Annotated in this window: 21 protein-coding genes; 13 read left to right on the forward strand and 8 right to left on the reverse strand. The window is 45.1% G+C overall.

Annotated elements, in window-relative coordinates; translation table 11 throughout:
- Positions 1–20: 20 nt before the first annotated feature.
- The 4 genes from NIAKO_RS18020 to NIAKO_RS18035 all read left to right on the forward strand — a co-directional run bounded on the left by NIAKO_RS18020 (position 21) and on the right by NIAKO_RS18035 (position 5,650).
- Entirely contained in the window at positions 21–458 is a 438-nt protein-coding gene (locus NIAKO_RS18020) for an RES family NAD+ phosphorylase (protein ID WP_014219877.1), read from the forward strand.
- 571 nt (positions 459–1,029) lie between these two features.
- A complete protein-coding gene (locus NIAKO_RS18025) occupies positions 1,030–1,653 on the forward strand; it encodes an RNA polymerase sigma-70 factor (protein WP_014219878.1) in 624 nt (207 codons plus the stop codon).
- Between the two features lie 1,558 nt (positions 1,654–3,211).
- A complete protein-coding gene (locus NIAKO_RS18030) occupies positions 3,212–4,432 on the forward strand; it encodes a FecR family protein (protein ID WP_014219880.1) in 1,221 nt (406 codons plus the stop codon).
- A gap of 42 nt (positions 4,433–4,474) precedes the next feature.
- A complete protein-coding gene (locus NIAKO_RS18035) occupies positions 4,475–5,650 on the forward strand; it encodes a phospholipase D-like domain-containing protein (RefSeq protein WP_014219881.1) in 1,176 nt (391 codons plus the stop codon).
- A 96-nt stretch (positions 5,651–5,746) separates the two neighbouring features.
- On the opposite strand, the gene NIAKO_RS18040 is transcribed toward NIAKO_RS18035, so the two are convergent.
- Positions 5,747–6,754, reverse strand: a complete 1,008-nt coding sequence (locus tag NIAKO_RS18040) for a metal-dependent hydrolase (RefSeq protein ID WP_014219882.1) — start codon at positions 6,752–6,754, stop codon at positions 5,747–5,749.
- A gap of 225 nt (positions 6,755–6,979) precedes the next feature.
- Here NIAKO_RS18040 and NIAKO_RS18045 point away from each other — a divergent pair, with 225 nt between their 5' ends.
- From NIAKO_RS18045 to NIAKO_RS18055, 3 genes are all read left to right on the forward strand, one after another.
- Positions 6,980–8,296, forward strand: coding sequence for a gluconate:H+ symporter (locus tag NIAKO_RS18045; protein ID WP_014219883.1), 1,317 nt, complete (start codon positions 6,980–6,982; stop codon positions 8,294–8,296).
- Positions 8,297–8,426: 130 nt separating this feature from the next.
- A complete protein-coding gene (locus tag NIAKO_RS18050; RefSeq protein WP_014219884.1) occupies positions 8,427–9,536 on the forward strand; it encodes a D-TA family PLP-dependent enzyme in 1,110 nt (369 codons plus the stop codon).
- Between the two features lie 129 nt (positions 9,537–9,665).
- Complete coding sequence (locus NIAKO_RS18055; protein ID WP_014219885.1) at positions 9,666–10,730, forward strand: oxidoreductase; 1,065 nt, start codon at positions 9,666–9,668, stop codon at positions 10,728–10,730.
- A gap of 4 nt (positions 10,731–10,734) precedes the next feature.
- On the opposite strand, the gene NIAKO_RS18060 is transcribed toward NIAKO_RS18055, so the two are convergent.
- The 3 genes from NIAKO_RS18060 to NIAKO_RS18070 form a co-directional block, all read right to left on the reverse strand.
- Positions 10,735–11,211, reverse strand: coding sequence for a cupin domain-containing protein (locus NIAKO_RS18060; RefSeq protein ID WP_049815560.1), 477 nt, complete (start codon positions 11,209–11,211; stop codon positions 10,735–10,737).
- Between the two features lie 116 nt (positions 11,212–11,327).
- Entirely contained in the window at positions 11,328–11,705 is a 378-nt protein-coding gene (locus NIAKO_RS18065; protein ID WP_014219887.1) for a hypothetical protein, read from the reverse strand.
- Positions 11,706–11,772: 67 nt separating this feature from the next.
- A complete protein-coding gene (locus NIAKO_RS18070) occupies positions 11,773–12,759 on the reverse strand; it encodes a LuxE/PaaK family acyltransferase (RefSeq protein WP_014219888.1) in 987 nt (328 codons plus the stop codon).
- A 50-nt stretch (positions 12,760–12,809) separates the two neighbouring features.
- On the opposite strand from NIAKO_RS18070, the gene NIAKO_RS18075 reads away from it, so the two are divergent.
- The 3 genes from NIAKO_RS18075 to NIAKO_RS18085 all read left to right on the forward strand — a co-directional run bounded on the left by NIAKO_RS18075 (position 12,810) and on the right by NIAKO_RS18085 (position 15,340).
- Positions 12,810–13,277 (forward strand): hypothetical protein, encoded by a 468-nt coding sequence (locus NIAKO_RS18075; RefSeq protein WP_014219889.1) that lies wholly within the window; start codon positions 12,810–12,812, stop codon positions 13,275–13,277.
- Positions 13,278–13,300: 23 nt separating this feature from the next.
- On the forward strand, positions 13,301–14,143 hold the full coding sequence (locus tag NIAKO_RS18080; protein ID WP_014219890.1) for a UbiA prenyltransferase family protein: 843 nt from the start codon (positions 13,301–13,303) through the stop codon (positions 14,141–14,143).
- A 69-nt stretch (positions 14,144–14,212) separates the two neighbouring features.
- Entirely contained in the window at positions 14,213–15,340 is a 1,128-nt protein-coding gene (locus tag NIAKO_RS18085) for a M42 family metallopeptidase (RefSeq protein ID WP_014219891.1), read from the forward strand.
- 24 nt (positions 15,341–15,364) lie between these two features.
- Here the strand turns inward: NIAKO_RS18085 and NIAKO_RS18090 are convergent, their stop codons facing one another.
- The gene (locus tag NIAKO_RS18090) at positions 15,365–16,567 is read right to left on the reverse strand and encodes a transglutaminase-like domain-containing protein (protein ID WP_133055266.1); all 1,203 of its coding nucleotides are present in this window, start codon (positions 16,565–16,567) and stop codon (positions 15,365–15,367) included.
- Positions 16,568–16,785: 218 nt separating this feature from the next.
- On the opposite strand from NIAKO_RS18090, the gene NIAKO_RS18095 reads away from it, so the two are divergent.
- The 3 genes from NIAKO_RS18095 to bioB are packed head-to-tail and all read left to right on the forward strand — an operon-like array spanning position 16,786 to position 19,361.
- On the forward strand, positions 16,786–16,965 hold the full coding sequence (locus NIAKO_RS18095; RefSeq protein ID WP_014219893.1) for a hypothetical protein: 180 nt from the start codon (positions 16,786–16,788) through the stop codon (positions 16,963–16,965).
- Entirely contained in the window at positions 16,962–18,338 is a 1,377-nt protein-coding gene (locus NIAKO_RS18100; protein ID WP_014219894.1) for a class I SAM-dependent methyltransferase, read from the forward strand. The genes NIAKO_RS18095 and NIAKO_RS18100 overlap by 4 nt, the downstream gene beginning before the upstream one ends.
- A gap of 48 nt (positions 18,339–18,386) precedes the next feature.
- Positions 18,387–19,361, forward strand: coding sequence for a biotin synthase BioB (gene bioB / locus NIAKO_RS18105; protein ID WP_014219895.1), 975 nt, complete (start codon positions 18,387–18,389; stop codon positions 19,359–19,361).
- A gap of 86 nt (positions 19,362–19,447) precedes the next feature.
- Here the strand turns inward: bioB and NIAKO_RS18110 are convergent, their stop codons facing one another.
- From NIAKO_RS18110 to lon, 3 genes are all read right to left on the reverse strand, one after another.
- A complete protein-coding gene (locus tag NIAKO_RS18110; RefSeq protein WP_014219896.1) occupies positions 19,448–19,855 on the reverse strand; it encodes a response regulator in 408 nt (135 codons plus the stop codon).
- 124 nt (positions 19,856–19,979) lie between these two features.
- Positions 19,980–21,050, reverse strand: coding sequence for a type IX secretion system protein PorQ (porQ, locus tag NIAKO_RS18115; protein WP_165761245.1), 1,071 nt, complete (start codon positions 21,048–21,050; stop codon positions 19,980–19,982).
- A 262-nt stretch (positions 21,051–21,312) separates the two neighbouring features.
- A complete protein-coding gene (lon, locus tag NIAKO_RS18120; protein WP_014219898.1) occupies positions 21,313–23,715 on the reverse strand; it encodes an endopeptidase La in 2,403 nt (800 codons plus the stop codon).
- Between the last annotated feature and the right edge of the window lie 194 nt (positions 23,716–23,909).

Below are 23,909 nucleotides of genomic sequence, written 5' to 3' on the forward strand. Positions count from 1 at the left end.
AACCTAACGGCACCTATCATATGCGGCTTTACCGGATTGTAAAATCGAAACACGCCTATGACCTCACGGGCCTGGGCGCTAAAATAAGTGGTGGCAGATGGAACCATGAAGGTATTCCCTGTATTTACCTGTCGGAAAGCAGGGCCCTGTCGTTGCTGGAGTATACTGCGCACTCGGGCATAAAAACCAGACCTCCTGCCCTTTCCTTTGCCACTTATGAAGTGCCGGAACACTCCATGCGCACCCTATCGGTGGGCGAACTGCCGGCCAACTGGCTGCAACGCCCCCATAGCAATGATAACCGGGACCTGGGCTCTTCCCTGTTAACTGAAACCGGCTACCTGCTGATAAAACTCCCCTCCATCATCATTAATCAGGAATTTAGTTTTGTATTGAACACACTACACCCATTGATCAGTTCGGTAAAAATTACAGATGTAACCAGTTACAATCAATAGACAATGGGCTATGTGCAATAAGCTATTGACAATTGGCAATAGACAATAAATCCCGGTTCAGCCGGGGCAATTAAAGTCAATAACCAGTTGACAATTGGCTATTAACGATTGGCTATTGAGTCCCCTGAACCTAAAAAAAGTGTTTACACCCATTTTTATAACGGCAGGTATTTTGGCATAACATTTTATGCAATATGGTTTTTGCTTACTAATCCAAATCAGTAAATGCAGCATGCACGATATTATCACTGTCATTATGTGCAGTTTGGAAGGCAATTTGTGCACTAAAAAAATCACCTTAATCCATACTTGATTTTGAGAATTTATTTTTTACGTGTAATCTTGTGCTGATAATGCTTAATGAAATTTTAAATTGCAGATAATTCCACCAGGGTTACCATTTTATTCTCCGGTAACAGTTTCTCCTTATCTTATTGTACCAGTATCCCCAAGCCAGGCTGAACCAGAAATAAAGAATTACATGCCATATCCGTAAAACGTTTAGTATTTACCGTAACTTATTGTATATTATACAAACTTTATCATTAAGGTAGCAAAAACACTCTTCCTGATGCGTTCAGTTCCGTTGGAAATTGATATAATCGATACTTTAAAAAAAGGTGGTCCCGATGCTTTACAATCGTTGTTAAAGCAGTTTTATAGTCCGTTGTGCCTTTTTGCCGAACGCCTGGTGGCCGACAGCGCTGCTGCAGAAGATATTGTTGGTGAATCTTTTATAAAATTATGGAACAGGCGTGGTGATTTTGAAAGCACACAAAACATAAAGGCCTTTTTGTACATCACGGTGCGTAACGCCTGTTTAAATTATTTAAAACAAGCCAAACGCGATTCGCTTAACCAAAAACAACTGGCGTATTTAACGGGCGAAAAAGAAGAGTTTATTTTAAATGAAATGATCAGGGCCGAGGTGTTAAAAGAAATAATGAACGAGATCAATAACCTGCCCGAGCAATGTGGCAAGGTGGTGAAGCTGGCTTACCTGGATGGCTTAAGAAACCAGGAAGTGGCTAAGGTGTTGAATATCTCTGTTCATACCGTTAAAAATCAAAAAGCAAGGGCCATACAATTATTAAAGACAAGGCTCCGCGACCGCGATATGCTGGCTTTTTTGCTTTTATGCACCTTTCTACGCGAAACTTCACACAGCTGTCAAAACCTTTATTTATCTGCCTAAACATCATTTTTATTGCGAAAACACCCATCCGGAATAGGTGGAAATACGCATTTCTTCAGTTTTATTAAATTTTTTTCGGGTTAGACTAGTAAAGAAGGGCAAGTAAGTTGTTTTAATACTAAATACTAAACTGATAATTATTCGGCCGTGCGGGATACACTATAAGCACTAAAGTTCTTTACACTTAGATATATTTAATAAGTATTGTTATAGAGTATAGCCATTTAAAACATTTTGACAATTCCATTAAATAATATTTAAGAAGATACAGCAAATGTTGTACATAATTATAGTACCGTTAGTACTATGCACAACATTTATACAGGCTGCTGTTAAGAGTTGTTTTGTAATGCTGTTGCAGGCGTTATTAATGTAAGGGGTTAGTTACTAATCCTGAACTATAAATGAACAATTAGCCTTAACAAGGCCTTTTTTGTCCGCCCGATGTTATCATCTGTACTTCTTGTTCTTTCAGCCAGACGAGAAGACGGAATGTCGAGCGGGAATCTCATGTGACTGTTTGGTTGGGTCACTACAAGGGAGTGTTTCTACTCTCCCTTTCTTTTTTTAAAATCAGCATCTCTAAATATAACTATTGTCTTTTACCCTGTTTAGACAACGCTTAAAACCTTGATCCTTTAATACACACGTACACAAATTTGTTCTTACTAAGAACACAATATTTCCAGGCTCCACATTAGTAGTTCAATTTCCAAAAGGCATCTCTCTGATTAGTATGTTAGCAAGCATTTAGTATCCATGGGCATGGATATGTCCCAATGGTCTATATAGGATATTATGTCCTGTACAGCAGGATTAACTTTTCTCATATTCGCATTCCTCAAATGTGCATCATTATCCCTCTTCCAGGTACAGAAGAGGCGCAGGAATCCCCCACGGCCGGGTAGTCTTACCCGGCTTTTCTTTTACCCTCCGAAAGGCAGAAAGCCCTCCTACGCTAAAGCTTCAGCGACACGCAGGACGGCGGGCAAAGCAGAGAAATGAAAAATTAAAACAGAGCAATGAAAAAGGGGGAACTTAAAACATTCAACTTTGAACTTTAAACTGGCAATTGATCCCCGTCAATAATTTACCGATCTCTTAAGCATATTAATGGGTTAATAGTTTTACTGGTTAACTGGTCAATGAATAAACTGATCAACATAACAACGCTGTCATATTAACAATAACTACACTTCAATTGATTTCAATCATTACCTTTTAGGTTTTTGAACTTTTGTTTAGGTCAATCGTAGATATTATTTGTTTTATAATATTAGAGGGGTAACTGTTTTTAAAGCCCCTGAATGTTATGTAAATATTAAGCGAACCCTTAATATACTTGCTAACCCATTAGCATTCCTACCCTTTCCTTAAATAACTTTCTGGATTTTGGTCAATTTATTAAATATTTCTCCATGGCCTTTAGTACAATTCATATCAAATGTTGTTTTTACAATAATAGCAATCTGATACACCAAATAAACTGCATTGAAAATGAGCTTTTGAAATGCGAAGCATGCAGCAAGCACCATCAATCAAGTATTAAACTTTTCTTATGAATGAACAACAAGCAGAAAAAGGATTATACATCGCCTCGCTGATCCTCGCGGACCTGCAGAACAGGCTTACCCCGGCGGAAAAGCAGGAACTGGACAGCTGGCTCCAGGAAAATGGCGACAATCATATATTATATGATGACCTGCACGACCAGGAAAAGATGGGCAATGACCTGAACGAATTGCAATCCTACGATCCTGATCTGGCTTATGATAAGCTGTCTCAAAAACTCTTCCCCACTAACGAACCGGCCGGAAAACGCCTGCACTTCAGGATCTGGTACATGGTTGCGGCAGTAGTGATACTGGTGGCCGGCGGAGTGGCCTATTTTGCGTTAGACAAACCCGAAAAACCGGTCCCAAAAACAGCAGTGGTGGCGCAAAAGAAAACGCCCGGCGCTTTACCCGATTCAAAAAAAGCAGTCCTGATTTTGGGCAACGGCACTTCCATTGTATTGAATGATATGAACGACGGCAACATTGCGCAACAGGGTAACGTACTGGTAAAAAAGATCAGAAACGGGCTGTTGCAGTTTATATTAACCGGCGAAGAGGCCAATACAAGCGCCTTAAATACCCTTCGTACGCCCCGCGGCGGCGAATATGAGGTTATACTGGATGATGGCTCGCATATCTGGATGAACTCCGCTTCTACCCTGCAGTTTCCGGTTCACTTTAATGATCCCAACCGGCGGGTTGCCTTAACGGGCGAAGGTTATTTTGCAGTGAAATCAACTTTGCTGCCTTCGGGTAACAAAAAACCATTTATTGTTTCGGTAGATAATATGGAAGTGCAGGCTGTAGGTACGGCCTTCAACATTTCGGCCTATAAGGAAGACGACCAATCGCAAACAACGGTAGTGGAAGGACTGGTAAAGGTAGACCGGGATAATAAAATCAACCTACTTAAGCCGGGCAAGAAATTAATTGCCAAAGATACTACCACCACCATTGAAGACGCAGATATAAAACAGGAGATTGCCTGGAAAAACGGCGATTTTGTTTTCCGTAATACCTCGCTCACGAATGTGATGAATGAACTGGCCCGCTGGTACGATGTGGATGTTATGTATGATAAAGGTGTACCTTCCCTGCACTTCAGCGGTGAAGTACAACGAACTTCAGATATAAAGGCTGTGTTGCAAATGCTGGAGTATACCGGCGGCGTTACCTTCACGATTTCCAAACATAATATTACGGTACACCCCGGTAAAAAATAACCGGCATTACACCACGTGCATAATTTTTGTAGTTTGCCAATTATGCTGCGCGGTAAAGACAATAGATCATCAGGCTGGCTTCCTTACAACAACGTAAAACTGGTAAGGGGTGGCCGCGAATATTTTTCTGTACTCACCCGCCTGATAGAACGGGCGCAACACTCCGTACACCTGCAGGTGTACATTTATGAAGATGATGAAACCGGCAAAATGGTAGGCGCCGCCCTGATGGAAGCCGCCAAACGGGGTGTTAAGGTGTACCTGCTGGCCGATGGCTATGCCTCAAAGGAACTATCGGCCGGGTTTATCAAGGAGCTTAATACCGCCGGCGTTCACTTCCGTTTTTTTGAACCCCTTTTAAAAAGCGAGCATTTTTATTTTGGCCGCCGTATGCACCAAAAGGTGTTGGTGGTGGATGGCCATTTTGCGCTGGTGGGCGGCATTAATATCAGCAACCGCTACAATGATATCGGAGATGAACCGGCCTGGCTCGATTGGGCCCTGTATATGGAAGGCCCTGCTGCAGGCGCCCTGTTTAAGATCTGTACCGATCTGTGGGTAAAGCCCGGCCAGGGAACCTTCAAAAGAATGCTGCGAAATAACTTACCCGGCCTCCCATTTACGGGCCATACGCAATTGCGCATTCGTCGCAACGACTGGGTAAAAAGCAAGAACCAGATTTCGCGCAGCTATATCGAGATGTTGAAGAAGGCTTCTTCAAACGTGATCCTGATGTCGGGGTATTTTTTACCTGGTACCATCATCAGGCATCACTTGTCAAGGGCCGCCAAACGTAATATAGACATCCAGGTTATTGTGGCGGGCAAATCGGATGTGCCGCTGGCCAAACATGCCGAACGTTATATGTACCGCTGGCTGCTGAAGCGTAACATCAGGTTATATGAATACACCAGGGCCGTTTTGCATGGAAAAATGGCCACCCGCGACCAAAAATGGGTAACAATCGGCAGCTACAACATAAACGACATCAGCGCCTATGCCAGTGTGGAATTGAATATCGACGTAAATGATGCTGAGTTTGCCACCCTGGTGCAGGAAAAGCTGGAGGCCGTTATCAAAAATGACTGCGTACTGGTAACGGTTGAAGGGTATAATAAAAAGTACAACTTCATTCAGCGGTTTATTCAGTTCTGCTCCTATTGGCTGGTGCGGGTGATAGTTTATTTGTTTACATTTTACTTTAAGCAGAGCAGATGAGTTATTAACTGCCGTTTCAGGTTCCAGGTTTCAGGTTTAGAATACTGCAGCTTACGCCCTGTAACCTGCAACTGTACCAGCTGCTTGTAAATCAAACTACTCTCCCTTTATCCGGTGAAGCATAGACATAAACACCGCTTTATCCCAATTGGCGAAGCGGCCGCGTTGCACCACCATATTATTGCCATAGGGCCGCTGCAGGTAGTAATGAAAAACAAAACCCGCCTTTGGCTTGTACCAGCCTGTCATTTGCCCGAACCGGAGGTCGTTGAACACGAGGGAGCTTCCTTCCTGCTCAACGGTATAATAACCCTGGGAGAAAATAAACAGGTCCTTCAGTTCATCCAGGTCTTTTACGGGGTTTAATAAAGAATCGTTGCGGGGGAAATAAGTGAAATCAATATCCGGTTTGCTATCGAACACCGACCGGTAGCCGATGTGATAGCCTTTATCGTCTTCGAGCACCACATACCACAGCAGGTTATTGAGCGGCGTGGGCGTGGTAAAATGCCGCCGGTAGGTAATATTCTTTTGACCGGCCACCCGTTTTACCGCAGTTTCTACAATTGCTTTATTAACCACATCGATAATAAGATAGAAAATACACCAGCCAATGGCAATGGCCGCCCAGCGTTTTCTTTTGTAATCGGTGCGCATAAACAGCAGGGCGATGGTAACCACCAGCGGTAAAATTGTAAACAACGGATCGGCCACAAACATAGCATGCAGGCAATAGCGCTTGTGCGAAAAGGGCTCCAGCAAACCGGTTCCATAGGCATTAAAGCAATCAAGCGCCAAATGCGTCAATAGCTCCGTGGCAAAAAACCAAAGCCAGGTAGTAAAAGAAATATTATGCGGCCGTCGCCACTTGTCGGCCAGCCAGGCCAGCAGCGGCGTAACGAGCACCAGGAATAGTAAAGAATGGGTAATGCCCCGGTGGGCGATCAGATCGCGGGTAACGGGCATCCAGAACCCAGCTACAAAATCAATATCGGGCAGGCTTTGCGCTACCGCGCCCAGCAACAAAGCCCGTTTGCCGAACTTTTTGCCAATAAACACTTCGCCAATGCAAGCTCCTAAGACGATATGGGTAAGTGAATCCATGGCTCCAAGTTAAGAAGTTATAAGTTTTAAGTTTAAAGTTATATGTTCCGGATCCTAAGTTTAAGTTTTTAGGTTCAGAGTTTCAGCGTAGCGGTGTATTGCTTATGGCTTACAGCTTGCAGCTTGAGGCTTGAGGCTGTTTTCTCCATTGCCCTTCGATAAAAGAATCCTATATTAGTAACCGGGGAAACACACTCGTACCATTACTTGCCATATCCATCTACCATGACGACATTACTTATTGTTTTTATCTGCATCATTGCGCTGGTGCTGCTTATATCCTGGGCAAAATTCAATCCATTTTTAGCCTTCCTGATTGTATCCATTGCTGCCGGCCTTTGGCTGGGCATTCCACTGAACAAGATCACTACTTCGGTACAAAAAGGCATTGGCGATACGCTGGGTTCGCTGGTGGTGATTATAGGCCTGGGCGCCATGCTGGGAAAACTGGTGGCTGAAAGCGGCGCCGCGCAAAAGATCACCCAGGTGCTCATGCGCACTTTTGGGGAGAAACACCTACAATGGGCGTTAATGGTAACCGGTTTTGTGGTGGGTATTCCCCTGTATTATAATGTGGGTTTTGTGCTGATGGTCCCTTTGATCTTTTCGGTAGTATACCAGTACAAGCTACCGGCCGTATACATTGGCCTGCCCATGCTGGCCGCTTTATCGGTAACCCATGGCTTTTTACCGCCCCACCCCTCGCCCACGGCGCTGGTTTCGCAACTGAAAGCTAATATGGGACTCACCTTGTTGTATGGAATAATGCTGGCCATACCGGCCATCATCGTAGCCGGCCCCCTGTTCTCCAAAACCCTGAAGCATATCCGCAGCGAGCCTTTGCAAACCTTTCAACCCAAAGTGATCGCCCCTGAACAATTACCACATGCTGCCAATAGCTTTTTAACGGCCTTGCTGCCGGTGATATTGCTGACAGTTACCACCATCGTTCCGCTTACTATGCCATTAACGGGCCCGGCAAAAGACGTGAATGATTTTATAAGCGATCCGGTGATCGTGATGCTGCTTTCCCTGCTGGTAGCCACCTTTACCCTGGGCATGCACACCGGCAGGCCCATAAAAGCCATTATGGATATTTATGGCGATGCCATCAAAGATGTAGCGCTGATCTTGCTGGTAGTAGCCGGTGCGGGCGTACTGAAACAGGTATTTACCGATAGCGGCGTTAGCACCACCATTGCGGAAAGTATAAAGAGCTGGCCCGTGCATCCGCTGATCCTGGGCTGGCTGATAGCTGCTGTTATTCGTATTTGTGTTGGGTCGGCCACTGTAGCCGGGCTCACAGCTGCGGGCATCATTGGGCCTATTATTCCACAAATGCAGGTTAATGCCAACCTGATGGTGCTGTCAATAGGGGCCGGCAGTTTATTTTTCTCGCACGTCAATGATTCCGGCTTCTGGATGTATAAAGAATATTTCAACCTCAGCATTCGCGATACCATCCGCTCCTGGTCAATGATGGAGACCATTGTTTCGGTAATGGGCCTCATTGGGGTTTTGATTCTTGACATTTTTGTGTAACCGGCGAACCTGCTAAAGTCATTACCTTTGGTTGAAACGGCAAACGGCAGACGGCAAACACGAAACCCGAAAAATTTGGAAGTCTTACTATTAGTTGCCATCCGCTCCTATTCAGCCATAACAATTCATTATGGAAACATCCTGGTATTTGATCGAAGACATCGATAAACTGGACAGCCCTGCCCTGGTAATATTTCCAGAACGGGTAAAAGCAAACATCAATACCCTGAAGGCCATGATAGATGATCCCCAACGCCTGCGCCCACATGCCAAGACCCATAAAACAAAAGAAGCCACGCAGCTGATGCTGGCGGCCGGCATCACGAAATTCAAATGCGCCACCATTGCCGAAGCGGAAATGCTGGGCCTTAGCGGAGCGTCTGATGTAGTACTGGCCTACCAGCCCATTGGTCCAAAACTGAAACGCTTTGTAAGGGTAACGCAACAATACCCCAACACACAATATAGCTGCCTGGTTGATAATATTGCCAGCGCCGAAGCCATAGCCAATGCTTTTGCGGCAGTGGGCGACGCCGTTCCGGTATACATAGATTTAAACATAGGGCAGAACCGCACCGGCATTGTGCCGGGAGAGAAGGCCATTGCCCTTTACGAATATTGCGCAATGGCAAGGAGTTTATCCATTGCCGGGTTGCATGCGTACGACGGCCATGTTCGTGGCACGCTGGCCGAGCGCACGGCACAGAGTAATGAAGCCTTCGCCAAAGTAGAGGACATGTTGAAGGCCCTGCAATCGAAAGGTTATACCAATGTAAAAGTTATTGCCGGCGGGTCGCCCAGTTTTCCTATTCACGCCAATCGCGCAGCTGTGGAATGCAGTCCTGGTACGTTTGTTTTCTGGGATAAAAGCTACCAGGACCAATGCACCGAACAACCTTTTCAAATTGCCGCAATTGTGGTAACCCGCGTGGTTTCGTTGCCCAACGACACTCATATTTGTGTTGACCTGGGCCATAAATCCATTGCGGCTGAGAATGAAATCACCAAACGGGTTTTCTTCTTAAACGCACCGGAGTTAAAAGCAGTTTCGCATAGCGAAGAGCACCTGGTATTACATGCCGGCGAAGGCCATTCCTATAAACCGGGCGATGTATTGTATGGCGTTCCTATTCATGTTTGTCCTACTGTGGCGCTTCATGAAAGAGGGTATACTGTTGAAAATGGGAAACTGGCTGGGGAATGGAGGATTATCGCACGGGACAGGAAAATCAGTTTATAGTTCAGAGTTCACAGTTTCAGGTTCTATGTTCTTTGTTGCCGCGCAGCGGTGTATTGCTTATGGCTTAAAGCTTGCAGCCTGAATGTGTATTCTTAATTCACGATTGTCACTTCAGTAAAAAATACTACAATGATTAAAGTTGGGCTTGTTGGTTTTGGAATATCTGCTAAAGTATTTCATGCGCCGTTTATTACTACCAATAACAACTATGAACTGGTTAGTGTGGTAGAACGGCATAAACAGGAGTCGAAAGAATTATATCCATTTGTGCAGGTGGTGAAAACGTTTGAAGAGCTGTTGCAAAATGAAGAAATTGATTTGGTGGTGATCACCACGCCTAATGAAACGCATTTCCCTTATGCCAAGGCCGCGCTGGAAGCGGGCAAACATGTGGTGCTGGAAAAACCTGTTACCAATACCTCCAGGGAGGCAATGGAGTTAATAGAGATAGCCAACAGCAACAGCGTGGTGCTGAGTGTATACCAGAACCGCCGGTATGTGAGCGACTTTCTTACCATTCGCGAGATCCTGGATAAAAAATTATTGGGCGAGGTACATACATTTGAAGGGCATTACGACCGCTACCGCGCCGAAGCCCGGCCACAAGCCTGGCGTGAACATGCGCTGCCCGGCAGCGGCATCCTGTACGACCTGGGCCCTCACCTGCTTGACCAGGTATTATATTTATTTGGGATGCCGCTTACTATTACTGCGGATATCCGCAGACAACGCCCTCATGCCAAAGTGGATGATTACTTTGACATAAGACTCGATTATGGCTTTTTAAAAGTGATTTTGCAGGCCGGGATGCTGGTGCGTGAACCGGGCCCCCGTTATTTGATCCATGGCACAAAAGGCTCGTTTATAAAATCGGGCGAAGACCCCCAGGAGGCTTTGTTACGGGCCGGGGCTTTGCCTGCCGGAGATGATTGGGGAAAAGAGCCGGAAGATATTTATGGTTTGCTACATACCGAAATTAACGGTAAACTGGTGCGCGAACGCTATCCTTCACATAAAGGTGATTATGCCGCTTATTATAAAAATCTGTATGAGAGCCTGGCAAACGACAAACCGGTGCGGGAAAGAATTGCGCATGGCTATAATACCATCAGGTTGATAGAACTGGCTTTTGAAAGCGCGCATAAACAATGCACCATCCCCTGTACGGAGTTGATCCCGGTTGAATACAGATAATGGGTTATTCAAACTTCAGGGGTGGGCCAACTATTTCCATGCCATGAATGCGGTACAGGCGTTCAAAATCGCGCAGGGTACCTTCCGGTAACTGGCTGGCCTGTTGAAAGAACTCATCCATAGTGCCGGCCGGGTTGTATATAACCAGCATTCTGGCATTTACATCGCTTACCCTGGCAAAAGTGTGCGGTATTTGCCGGGGTGCAAAAATGGAATCGCCGGCTTTGGCGTTAAAGATATCATCTCCGACTTTGAAAATGAATTCACCCTCCAGAATATAGAACCATTCATCCTGCGTGTAATGGAAATGAAAAGGGGGACCACCTTTACTCATTTTAGTGGTCTCATACACACATAACCCCTCCCTGCTGTCCATAGCTGCTACTTTACACTCAAATGTGCCACCGAGAAAGGTTAATTTCTCATTGAAGCGGTCCTGACCGGCATCAATTTTAAAACCGTGCGTAGCTTTGGTTTCCATGACTTTTGGGTTAAAAGGGTTGTTGCTGAAGTTACTAAAATAACTCCATACTTCCCCGAAAAACAAAGGGCCTCCCGCCTTGCAGGAAGCCCCTTTATGTATCATTGTAAACAAGATTATTTCTCCAGAACAGTCATATCGTTGATATCGAATTTTACCGTGGGTGGCGCATCGTACATCATGCACATGATACAATCGTTCGCTTTTGACGGACTGAGCTTAAACTTAATTTTAGCGCCCGCCTTTACACCTGATGGCAATTTGCAGGGATTGCTGGCTGCAAACACATTATCATATTGAGCGTTGTTGTTCGATTGGTCTTTCCAGCCATCTTCGCCAATTGAATTATCGTTCAGCACCTGTACAACATAGCTGGCGCAGGAAATTCTAATCACCCTCCCCTGTAAATATTCATCTTTTTTTGGGGACTTGTTACATTTGGATGATAAAGCCGGCAAGGTGGCTGCCAATGCAAAAAATACTAATAACTTCATATCGGTTTCCTTTTGGTGTTTGACTAATTACGACCCTATATCGTTGCACAAGAGCCTGTTAAATTATCTATATCCCGGCTATCAATAAATTACATCCCCTGATGTCGCTGGTATCTACACGGCCCAGCACTTCAAAACTTCCATCTTCCTGTACGGTGCCCACATCATCGGTGGCAATAAATGCACAGGAATACAGGTTGGCCAGGTCAATAATATTGATTACCCCGCTGCCGGCTACCCGAACATCGAGCGGGTCATCATCCTGCCGCACCAGTACTTTCATCCAGGGCGGACAATCGAACAACCCGTGCCCGTATGAATAAGCCTGTGAAAGCAGTTCGGTCATCCCGTATTCTGAATGGATCAATGGGGTTTTAAATGCCTCGCTCAGGATGGCATGCACCTCCTGCCGGGTCATTTCGCGGCGGCGGCCCTTCATGCCCCCGGTTTCCATTATTATGGTATGTTTCAACGGCATGGGAAATTGTTCTGCAAAATCGAGCAGGCCAAAGGTAACGCCGATTAATAAGGTCTTCTGCCCCTGCTTTTCCAGCTCCTGCAACACCCCTGCCAGCTTTTCATGTTCGTATAAATAAAAGCCGCTTTGCGCATGACCGCTGAGTTTGATCATTTCGTTCACCATCACCACCAGGGACGAGTTCTGGCGTTCGAGATAAGCTGGTAACAGCCCTATTACACACCAATCCTGCACCGGCCCGTAAAATTGCTGCCAGGCCTGCAAAAAACTCCGGTGGTAAATACGCATGTACTTTACATAATGGCGGCTATTGATGGTTTGGGTAGTGCCGCTGCTCTCAAAAACGGCTTCCGGTTCAAAAACGGTGGTTTTGATGTCGGCGGTTTTAAAGAACCGGATGGGCAAAAAGGGGATTTGATCGATTGACCGCACATTTGACCCAACTATCGAGAGCGCCTTTACGTATTGCTGATAAATAGCATTATTATTGTACTGGAATTGGAAAACTTCAAGCGCCAGTTGTTCAAAATCAACAGGTTCAAGCGAAAAAACTTTATCTTCGATTTCACAAATCATAAATTTATTGCAGACTTTAGGCGTTAAATTTGTCACGACAATAACAACATATGCAAAAGCTTGTTTTATATAGCACACTTTCTTTAATACTGTTTGCCGCCTGCAGCAAAGATAAGTTCCAGGACAAACCTACCGTTGAAATAAAATCTATCAACCCAAGCCAGGTGTCTGCCTTTAGTGGAAGTTATACGGAGATCCTCCTGGACTTTACCGATAAGCAGGGCGATCTGGATTCGGTTTTCCTGTATAATGTGTGGCTTAATGCGAAGGGAAGAACAGCAGCTCACCCCTTTTTACCTTACGGGATCCCTTCATTTCCTGCAAAAACCAAAGGGCAGATAAAATTGACGTTGGATGCGGCCACATCACTTGTTGCTGCCAGCCAGCCCATTTCACAACCAGATGCCCCCAATGGCAAGGAACCAGATACTATCGCTTTTAAAATTATAGTGAAGGACAAAGCAGGACATGTGAGCGACACAGCCACTACAGGACAGCTTGTAATAGAAAGAACTTAACTTGCGGACTTTAGTGTTGAAGGATGTTGAAATATTTATTTGATCTGCTCCTGTTCACCAGTTTATTTATTGCCGGTTGTGCATCGATGATGGTAATTCAAACCAATCAATTACTTCATCTGCAGTACAACTATATTGCCTACCTGGTATTTGTATTTTTTTCTACGCTTTGCAGTTATAATTTCCATTGGTACCTGAGCAGCGATGCCACCAGTGAAAATATACGTATCCGCTGGACGCATAATCATAAAATACTGCACCTTGTTCTTATTGCCATAGGCGCACTTGTTTCGGTATGGTACTTCTTTCAGTTTATTGAACACTGGATCTGGCTGGCCGGCGCGGCATTTCTTACCTTCCTGTATTCGGCCCCCAAATTGCAATATGGCCCCTTTGCCTGGCTAAGCAGGATAGCCGTTGGCAAAACCCTGTTCCTGGCCTTTGTATGGATGTACGTAACCACCTTTTTACCTATTGCCATCGACGACCATCACTGGAACATGGCTACCGTGCTGTTCTGCACCAGCCGTTTTATGCTCATATATGCCATCTGCATCATTTTCGATTACCGCGACCGCGATTATGATAAACTATCGGGCATCCGCAGTATGATCACTTATTTTAACGAGCGGGGCATCAACAACCTGTTTGCCGCGTCACTGGCGGGTTTCGCCATCAGCACGGTTGCCCTGTATTTCTATGAACTTTCGGCCCTTACCATTGTTCTCTTACTTATTCCCGGCGTTATAACCGCCGTGCTGTACCCGGTAGCCAAAAAAAACTTCAGCGACTACCTGTACTACTTTGTTTTGGATGGATTGATGATGTTTTCGTCACTATTAACGATATTCATTCCAAATAAGTAGTTTTGCGCTTAATAAATCAATATTTTTATCACTATATAGAACAGGATTTTACCTTTTAATACAGTAATTATGGCTAAAAGTAAAACGACCGCTTCTGCAACTTCGGCAGGTACTTACACAATGACCGATAAGGCCTTTAAATTTCTCCAATCTTATATAAACAACCCTTCGCCTGTTGGCTTTGAAAGCAGCGGACAGAAATTATGGCTGGACTATATTACGCCGCTGGTTGATACCACTTTTGTTGACCCTTACGGTACAGCTGTTGGCGTTATAAACCCCAAAGCTGAGTTTAAGGTGGTAATAGAGGCCCATGCCGATGAGATCAGCTGGTTTGTAAACTACGTTACTCCCGAAGGACTGATCTACCTGAAACGCAATGGCGGTGTTGACCATGTGATAGCGCCCGGGCAACGTGTGTTTATTCATGGGAAGAAGGGTCCGGTAAAAGCTGTTTTTGGCTGGCCCGCTATCCATACCCGCTTACACAACCCCGATCAAAAAGATCCTTCACCCAAAGTAGAGAACCTGTTCCTTGATAGCGGGGCCCGTAATAAAAAAGAAGTAGAGGACCTGGGTATTCATATTGGCGCCGTGGTTACCTACCAGGATGGTTTTGATGAGCTGGCCCATGACTACTACATCGGCCGTGCCTTTGATAACCGCGTGGGTGGGTTTATGATCGCTGAGGTTGCCCGTTTACTGAAGGAAAATAAAAAGACATTACCATACGGTTTATACGTTGTAAATGCGGTACAGGAAGAAATTGGCCTGCGAGGGGCAGAAATGATAGCCCGCCGCATAAAACCCAACGTGGCCATTATTACCGACGTTACGCACGATACCTATACGCCCATGATCAACAAGATCATTGAAGGCGATGTAGCCTGTGGCAAAGGCCCCTCCCTGGCTTATGGACCGGCAGTACACAATAAACTGCTGAGCCTGGTACAGGATGTGGCTGAAAAGAACAATATTCCGGTTCAGAACCGCACCGTTTCGCGCAGCACCGGTACCGACACCGATTCATTTGCCTATGCCAATGATGGCTGCCCTTCAGTACTGATCTCTATACCATTGCGCTATATGCACACAACGGTAGAAATGCTGCACAAAAGCGATATAGAGCAAACCATTCGCTTAATGTACGAGACCGTGTTGACGCTAACGCCCAAAACCAACTTAAGCTATCTGTAAATTAAATAATAAGGTTCAATGCGCTCAGGCATTTTTTTGCCTGAGCCATTTGAAACCAAAGAAGATACCCAGGCCAAGGAAGAGGAACATTAACCAGGTAGTTATCATTCTAAAGTTATACTGCGATCGCCCGGCGCTTATATTATCGCCATACACCGCATAATAAGGCCTGGCATAAAAGATCTTAATAAACCGTTCAAACAGGCTCTTTGGGTTTTCTATTTTCAAAAAATCGCTGAAGAAGAACCGGAAGGAATTGTTGCGGTGAAAATACGCCCGGGCCGTTGACGCCACCTGGTAATAGGGTATTTGAACAATACTGTCCCCGTTAAAATAACACGCTGTTAAGCTGGCATCGTTAATAGGATACTTTAACAGCCGCTGCACATCTATCGTATTTAAGTACTGATCTCCTTTTTTAACAAACACGGTCCTGGCCAGCAGATCAACATATGCCCAGCTGTTATATTCTTTCAGATACACCTCGCTGAACACATGGATACCGCCCGAAATGCCAGCCCTGGAACTGCCACAATCGATGAGCCTTACCGGAACGCCTGCCCTGTTGGTAAAAAAACAAAAGATGCTGGTGTAAATGCCGCACCAGATCTTTGACCGGCCCGCCTGGGCACACTTTAATTGATTTACCGGCGATAACTGCAACATGGAATCTGAAGGAACCCCATCCATTCCCTTTACCCGCTGCAAAATAAAATCCGCTATCTTCCGAACCCGTTCAGCCATTGGTTCAGCCGGTGTTACATGTACAGAGTCTCTTAAATAGTTATCTGCCTCTTTTTTTTCGTTTTCACTAAAATCGTCAAAACTCACTGCCCAATCGGTAACACTGTACAGGTTATCCGGTTCAATGGGTACATTGGAGCCGGTTATTTCGTAGGTTACTGTACTGCCGTTTCCAAAGAGGCGGTACATGGAATCGGGCGTATTGTTCAATGTAAAAGTTACATACCCGGGCGCATTGTTGATCTTTATATTGTATTCCCAGGTTCCCGGAAGCGGTTGAAACGTACAGCCTTCGGCCTTACCGGTAGCCAGTAAGGAGTCTTTGTGATAAATCCTGAATTCGTTTTGTTTATTGAGGGCATCCCCGGCAAAGGCTATGGACAGCGTGCCGTTTTTATTATCGGTGAGGCGGGTGATCCTTGTTTGTTCCTTTGTTTCGTACAATCGATTATATCCTGGCAGGTCGGCATACGAATAATCCATTTTTTTCCTTGCAAACCAATTCAACATTGCTACCAAAAGAAAAAGCACAAAAAAAATAATAAACCCTTTTCTCCAGGCCATACAACTATCAGTTGTTTTTAATGTTCGTTTTGGGAAAAATACTATCCCGGGTAAAAAATCGTTCTATTAAAATCGAGGAAATTAAATATTTTTTTTCGTTCTGATATCTTTTTTACTTTTATTTCCAAATTTTAGAAGTGTTAGCTAAAGTCTTTTTATTGTATGTTGATCCGGGCAGTGGCAGTTACCTCATTCAGGTAATCATTGCCGCTATTCTGGGGGCGCTTTTCTACTTTAAAAACTTATGGTGGAAGGTGAAGGCATTTTTCTGGAAGCCTAAAAAAGAGGATGCTGAGGGAGAAGATACTGCGAAATGACAACCTATACAAACCATCCTTCTTCATTTAAAGACCCTTCGGGTTTTGTATTTGAATCGGAAGGAACGATCTACAGGCAGGTAAATCAATATTACGCCGCGCAATACCGTCAGCTAATGGACTCCGGTTTGTACAAACAACTGGTTGACCGCAAACAGCTTATTGCCCATAAGGAAGTGGCTGAGAATAAAACGGGCATCACCGAATGGTATGTAACCCTGCAGCCCGAGCTTATCTCCCCCATCTCCTACCCATACGAATGGTGTTTTGAACAGCTGCAGGATGCGGCCCTGCTCACCCTTTCGGTATTAAAAACAGCCTTACAGCATGGCATGATCCTGAAAGATGCCACGCCTTACAATATTCAATTCCATAAAGGTAAGCCGGTATTTATCGACACGCTTTCGTTCGATACCTATGATCCCAAACAGCCCTGGATCGCCTACCGGCAATTCTGCCAATGTTTCCTGTTCCCCTTATACCTGGAACATTACCTGAAGACTGATATTCAAAAAATACTCAGTACTTATATCGATGGTATCCCGGTTGACTTTGTGGCCAAACTGCTGCCCTTAAAAAGCCGCCTGAGCCTGGGTGTATGGCTGCATGTTTACCTGCAGCATACAGCCACCACCAGTACGCGCGCCGGCAAACAGCCTACCGCCGCATTCAGCAAAAAGAAACTGCTGGATGTGATCAGCCATCTCACCAACATCATCACCAACTTCCCGGCAAACAAAACGTACAAAACAACGTGGAGCAATTACTATGAGGACACTATTCTGAGTAAGGAGTATTTGCAGGAGAAAGAAAAGGTCATGAAGGCATTCTGCCGGCAAACCAAGGCCCGCAGTGTGTTGGACCTGGGCGCCAATGACGGCTATTTTTCCCGGTTATTTGCCAGCCATCAAATGCAGGTAATAGCCACCGATTCGGACAACCGGTGTATTTCGAGGCTGTACCAGGAGGTTAAAAAGAACAATACAGAGAACATACTGCCGCTGATGCTGGATATAGCCAACCCCTCTCCCGCCATCGGGTTTCACAACCAGGAGCGGGCAGCCTTCCACGATCGCATTAAAACCGACCTGGTAGCGGCGCTGGCCCTTGTACATCACCTGGTTATTGGCAAGAATATCTCCCTGCCCGTACTGGCTGATTATTTCAACGACATAGCGCCTGAACTGATCGTTGAATTTGTGCCGAAAGAAGATGAAAAAGTGAAACAGATGCTGGCAACCCGACCCGATACATTTGTGGATTACGACCAGGCACACTTTGAACAATACTTTACAAAACACTTTAATATCGACGAAAAAGTACCGGTTTCCGGCACCCACCGGGTGTTATATAAAATGCATAGAAAACGGTAACGATACTTATCTTCGCCGTTAATTCCCCATTAATTAAATGAAAACAGCATGATTAGAAACGACTGGAAGATTGAAGAAATACAGGAAATTTACAATTCCCCAGTGCTTGAGCTCATATATCGTGCTGCCACGGTACACAGGCAGTACAACGACACAGGAGAGGTACAGGTTTGCACCCTGCTTTCTATAAAAACCGGTGGCTGCTCGGAGGACTGTGCTTATTGTCCGCAGGCAGCCCGCTATAGTACAGGTGTTGACGTACATGCTTTAATGCAGAAAGACCAGGTACTGGAATATGCCGCCAAGGCAAAAGCCGCCGGTTCAACCCGTTTTTGTATGGGCGCCGCCTGGCGTGAAGTAAGGGATAACCGCGACTTCGACCGCGTTATCGACATGGTGAAAGGCGTTAATGAAATGGGGATGGAAGTATGCTGCACCCTGGGTATGCTTACCGAATCACAGGCCCAGAAACTGGCGGATGCCGGTTTGTATGCCTACAACCACAACCTGGATACTTCCAAAGAATACTATACCGAGATTATTACTACCCGTACTTACGACGACCGCCTGGAAACGCTGGACAATGTTCGTAAAGCCGGTATTTCTGTTTGCTGTGGTGGTATTGTTGGTTTGGGCGAAACCCATGCCGACCGTATTAAAATGCTGCATACCCTTAGCACCATGCCTGAGCATCCTGAGAGTGTGCCCATTAATGCACTGGTAGCAGTAGCCGGTACCCCGCTTGAAAACAATCAGAAAGTTGATGTTTGGGATATGGTTAAAATGATCGCTACAGCCCGTATCCTGATGCCAAAAGCTATGGTGCGTTTGAGTGCCGGCCGGGCTACCATGAGCGTTTCTGACCAGGCTATGTGCTTTATGGCTGGCGCCAACTCCATCTTTACCGGAGAGAAATTACTGACCACGCCTAACCCTTCATTCGACGAAGATCAGGCAATGTTTAACCTGTTGGGGATTACGCCGCGTGAAGCATTTAAAGAGGAAAAAGAACTTGTTGGTTAATAAGTGTATGAAATAAGAAGTCGGAGGCACGAAGTAAGAATTTACCTCATGCTTCCGACTTCTTTATTTGAACTCAGAACAGAGAACTAAGAACTAATAATATCTGCTATTTCTTTACAGAAGTACTGTTTTCCCTCCATCACCAGCATAATGGCCCGGATCATTTCTTCACCGGAGGAGTTTTTGGTAACATATCCATTGGCGCCCGCATGCATGAGGGCATTAATGTAAGGGAGATCGGTATGAACAGAAATACCAATAATACGTATGTCATCTGTATGTTCCCTGATGACCCTGGTAGCTTCGATACCACTCACCGGTTCCATGTTGATGTCCATTAATACCACATCGGGTGAAAGGGTTTTGCAGGCATCAATAACCTGGCTCCCGTTTTCACATATGGCAATTATCGACAGCCGTTTGTCCCTGCTGAGCAGCAGGTTCCAGGCCTCGCGTACTAATTTGTGATCATCTGCTATAATCACTTTGATCATTAAGAAAAAGGTTTATTTAATGGCGAAAATTAAGATTACTGATTTTGTGGGATAAACAAACTTCCATAACCCTTAAATTTTAAAAGTTTAAGGAAAGCGGTTAAGAAAAATTAAGGGGAAACAATTACTTATTTCCTGCTCTGTTTAACAACCCGCCCGAGCCGAAATAGTCGTTTAGCCTGAGATTTAAGCCGAATTGGTTATAGGAAGAATTATTTTGATAATAACTCCTCGCGTAGCGGATTTGGATTTTTTTGAATAACACGCCAACACCTAATGAAAAACCGTTTAGTCCGTTGCCGGCGTTTGTTATGTTCAGTTCTTTGCGGCGGAGGTAATTATAGCCTGCTGTTACTTCAATTTTATCACCTGCAAACAATTGCACAGCCAGGGTCACATGTCTGAAAAACTTGTCAAATATATATTTTTTATCCTTACTATCCTGTGCTAAACCTGTTTCACTATTAAATAAAGTGTCATTGTAACGAGTATCAAACTGGTGCAGCTGATTTAATGTTAACGAAAACTGCAACGGAGCATGGGCCAGCCTTTTCGATATACCCAATTGCAGGTCGAAGGGCAAATCGCCACTGCTGCTGCCTGCATATTGTTTTAACTGCGCCCCCATATTCTTTGCCACCAGGGAAACCTGCCATAAATGGATTGAATCGTAATAGGCGATGCCTATATCCATTGCTACGCCCGAGGAACTATAAATACCATAAGAAGAATGGATGAACTTGGCCGTAACGCCGTAATGCCAGCGCTCCCCGTATTGCCGGGCGGCGCTTAGCTGGGCCACATAATCGGCCGGGCGCATATTGCCCAGCACATTCCCCATCATATCGGTTTCTGCTATTGACCCATAACTAAAATAATTAATACCGGCTGCAAAAGTGGTATTGAGGGAATTAGCATGATACCCCCACATAAGATGATAATTCTTTATACCTGCATAAAATGAGTTGAAAACCATATTGGCCTGGGTATGCATGACTGGCCGTAATAACGAGGGATTGTTGAACGCTAGCCCAATGTCCTGGGTTTGATTGGAAATATTAATGCCGCCTAAGGCTGTTAGCTGGGGCGTGTTGGAGAGCTTTAAAAAATTATATACAGTATTACCGCCCAATGTTTGCGCATTTGCCCGGGTAAGGATCAATAAATATACTAATATATGCAGTCTGCCTGGCATGAAGGTTTCATCCGCCGAAGCCTGGGCGTAGGTGGATTGGGCACTAAAATAACGAAAAAGCCCCAAGGCGCAATCCGCCTTCGCTAAGGCTCCGGCGGATAAAAAAAAATTCCTCCATTGACATGGAGGAATTTCTTTAACCCTTAAAACAACCAACATGAAAAAAAATCTCGGTTGAATATTATACTAACAGGGTACAATTATTATTTGTTCAAAATTGATGTAGATGTTCGTATTAAAATCCAATTAAAGGCTTCATGTACTATGCAAGTGCAATATCCAACACCTGCTGCATTGTTTTTACATAGTGAAATGTTAACCCTTTTATAAAGGCCGGCTCAATTTCCTTTACGTCACGTTCATTCTGCCAGCACATGACTATCTCCTTTAATCCGGCTCTGCGGGCAGCCAATACTTTTTCTTTAATCCCCCCTACCGGCAACACCTGACCGCGTAAGGTAATTTCGCCGGTCATGGCCAGGTAAGGTTTTACCCGCTTGCCTGTTAAAGCCGAAGTAATAGCCGTCATGATAGTTATACCAGCACTTGGACCATCTTTTGGTACGGCGCCTTCGGGCACGTGCACATGGATGTTCTTTTTATCGAACAATGATGTATTGATGCCTATCTTTTTAGCGTTCGACTGTAAGTAGGTTAACGCGGTTACTGCGCTTTCCTTCATTACGTTACCCAGGTTACCGGTAAGCTTTAATTCGCCTTTGCCATCGCTGAGGCTGGTTTCCATAAACAGGATATCACCCCCTACATAAGTCCACGCCAGGCCAACTGCCACACCGGGCATATTGGCGGTTTTGTAGATCTCATTGTTGTATTTGGGCTTACCCAGGATCTTCTCAACGTCTCTTTCAGACAAAGGACTTTTTACCGCTTCATTAATGGCAAATTCCTTTGCCTCGTATCGCATAATGGATGCCAGGTAACGGTCCAGCTCACGCACGCCGCTTTCCCGGGTATAATTCTGAATGATCTTTTCCAGGATGTTATCGCCGATCTTAAAATCAATCGACTTTAACCCATGCGCTTCTTTTTGTTTGGGTACCAGGTGGCGTTTGGCTATTTGTACCTTTTCTTCCACAGCATACCCGCTCAGGTTAATGATCTCGAGCCGGTCGCGCAGGGCAGGTTGAATATTATTGATGTCATTGGCGGTAGCAATGAACAATACCTTGCTGAGGTCATATTCCAGCTCCAGGTAATTATCGTAGAAGTTATTGTTCTGTTCAGGATCAAGCACCTCCAGCAGGGCTGAAGACGGATCGCCACGGTGATCGTTCCCAACTTTATCAATTTCGTCGAGAATGATAACCGGGTTCGATGACTTCAACTTACGCACCATTTGAATAATACGCCCCGGCATAGCGCCGATATAGGTTTTACGGTGCCCACGGATCTCGCTTTCATCATGCAAGCCGCCCAAACTTACGCGGCCATACTTCCGTTTAACTGCCGTTGCAATGCTGCGGCCAAGGGAAGTTTTGCCAATACCGGGAGGGCCCACAAAGCACAGGATGGGGCTTTTCATATCGCCCTTCAGTTTCAACACGGCCAGGTATTCCAGCAAACGCTCTTTTACCTTGTCCATTCCATAATGGTCGTGGTCAAGCACCTTTTTGGCCTTTTTGAGGTCGTACTGGTCTTCGGTCACTTCGCCCCAGGGCAGTTCGAGCATCAGGTCGAGGTGATTGTATACCACGGAGTAATCGGGCGTGCTGGGGTGCATGCGCTCCAGCTTCTCAATGCCCTTTTTAAACATTTCCTTAGCCGCCTCGGTCCATTTCTTGGCCTCGGCCTTTTTCATCATTTCCTTGATCTCCCGCTCATTGGTATCGCCGCCCAGCTCTTCCTTGATGCTTTTCATTTGCTGTTGCAGGAAATACTCGCGCTGCTGTTTATCGAGCTCCGTTTTGGTTTTGGTGGTCACCTTGTTCTTGAGTTCGGCAAATTGCAGTTCGCGCTGCAGCAATTTCATCAACAGATCTGCCCGCTTTTCGATATTATTCATTTCCAGCAGCTTCTGCTTTTCAGTCAGCTCGGTATTCAAATTGCTGCTAATGAAGTGAATAAGAAATGAGGGATTTTCAATATTGCGTAAAATAATGGAGGCTTCGGAGGGAATATTGGGCGACAGTTGAATGATTTGTCCCGCCATTTCCTTGATATTGGCCACATAGGCGTCAAAATCCTCATTCTTCGGCGCATCCGGCTCTTCCAGCAGTTCTACCTGGGCCTTAAAATAAGGGTCCTCCGTAGTAATTGACTTTACTTTAAACCGGCGTTTACCCTGGATAATGACGGTGGTGCCGCCATCGGGCATTTTAATCATCTTAATGATCTTGGCCACCGTACCGATGTCTTCCAGGTCTTTCACCTCAGGATCTTCTACATTACTGTCTTTTTGCGCTATAACGCCTACCAGTTTGTCAGCTTTATAGGCGTCGTTAACGGCTTTTATACTTTTATCGCGACCCACGGTAATTGGTAAAACAACCCCGGGGAACAAAACGGTGTTACGCAATGGTAACAGGGGCAACTCCGACGGAATGACTATATCTGCGTTATTATCCCCTTCATTTTCATTCAGTGGAATAATAGGAATAAAATCCATTTCATCTTCAGGCGTGAAAAACATTTTCGCTTCTTTCATACAAAGATTATCTGTGACAAAATAACATACTCTTGCTTAATTAACCATGAATTGAAGGCAATTGCCATATATGTCAAGTTTAATGCCAGTGCAATAAAGGCATAGGAATCAAGGAGAAAGCTGCCTGTTTTGGCAGGTTAAGCGGACAATTGATGTTAATAGAAAGAATATCAGGAATATAAGGTACGGGATTG

This window comes from Niastella koreensis GR20-10 (assembly GCF_000246855.1).
GTDB lineage: Bacteria > Bacteroidota > Bacteroidia > Chitinophagales > Chitinophagaceae > Niastella > Niastella koreensis.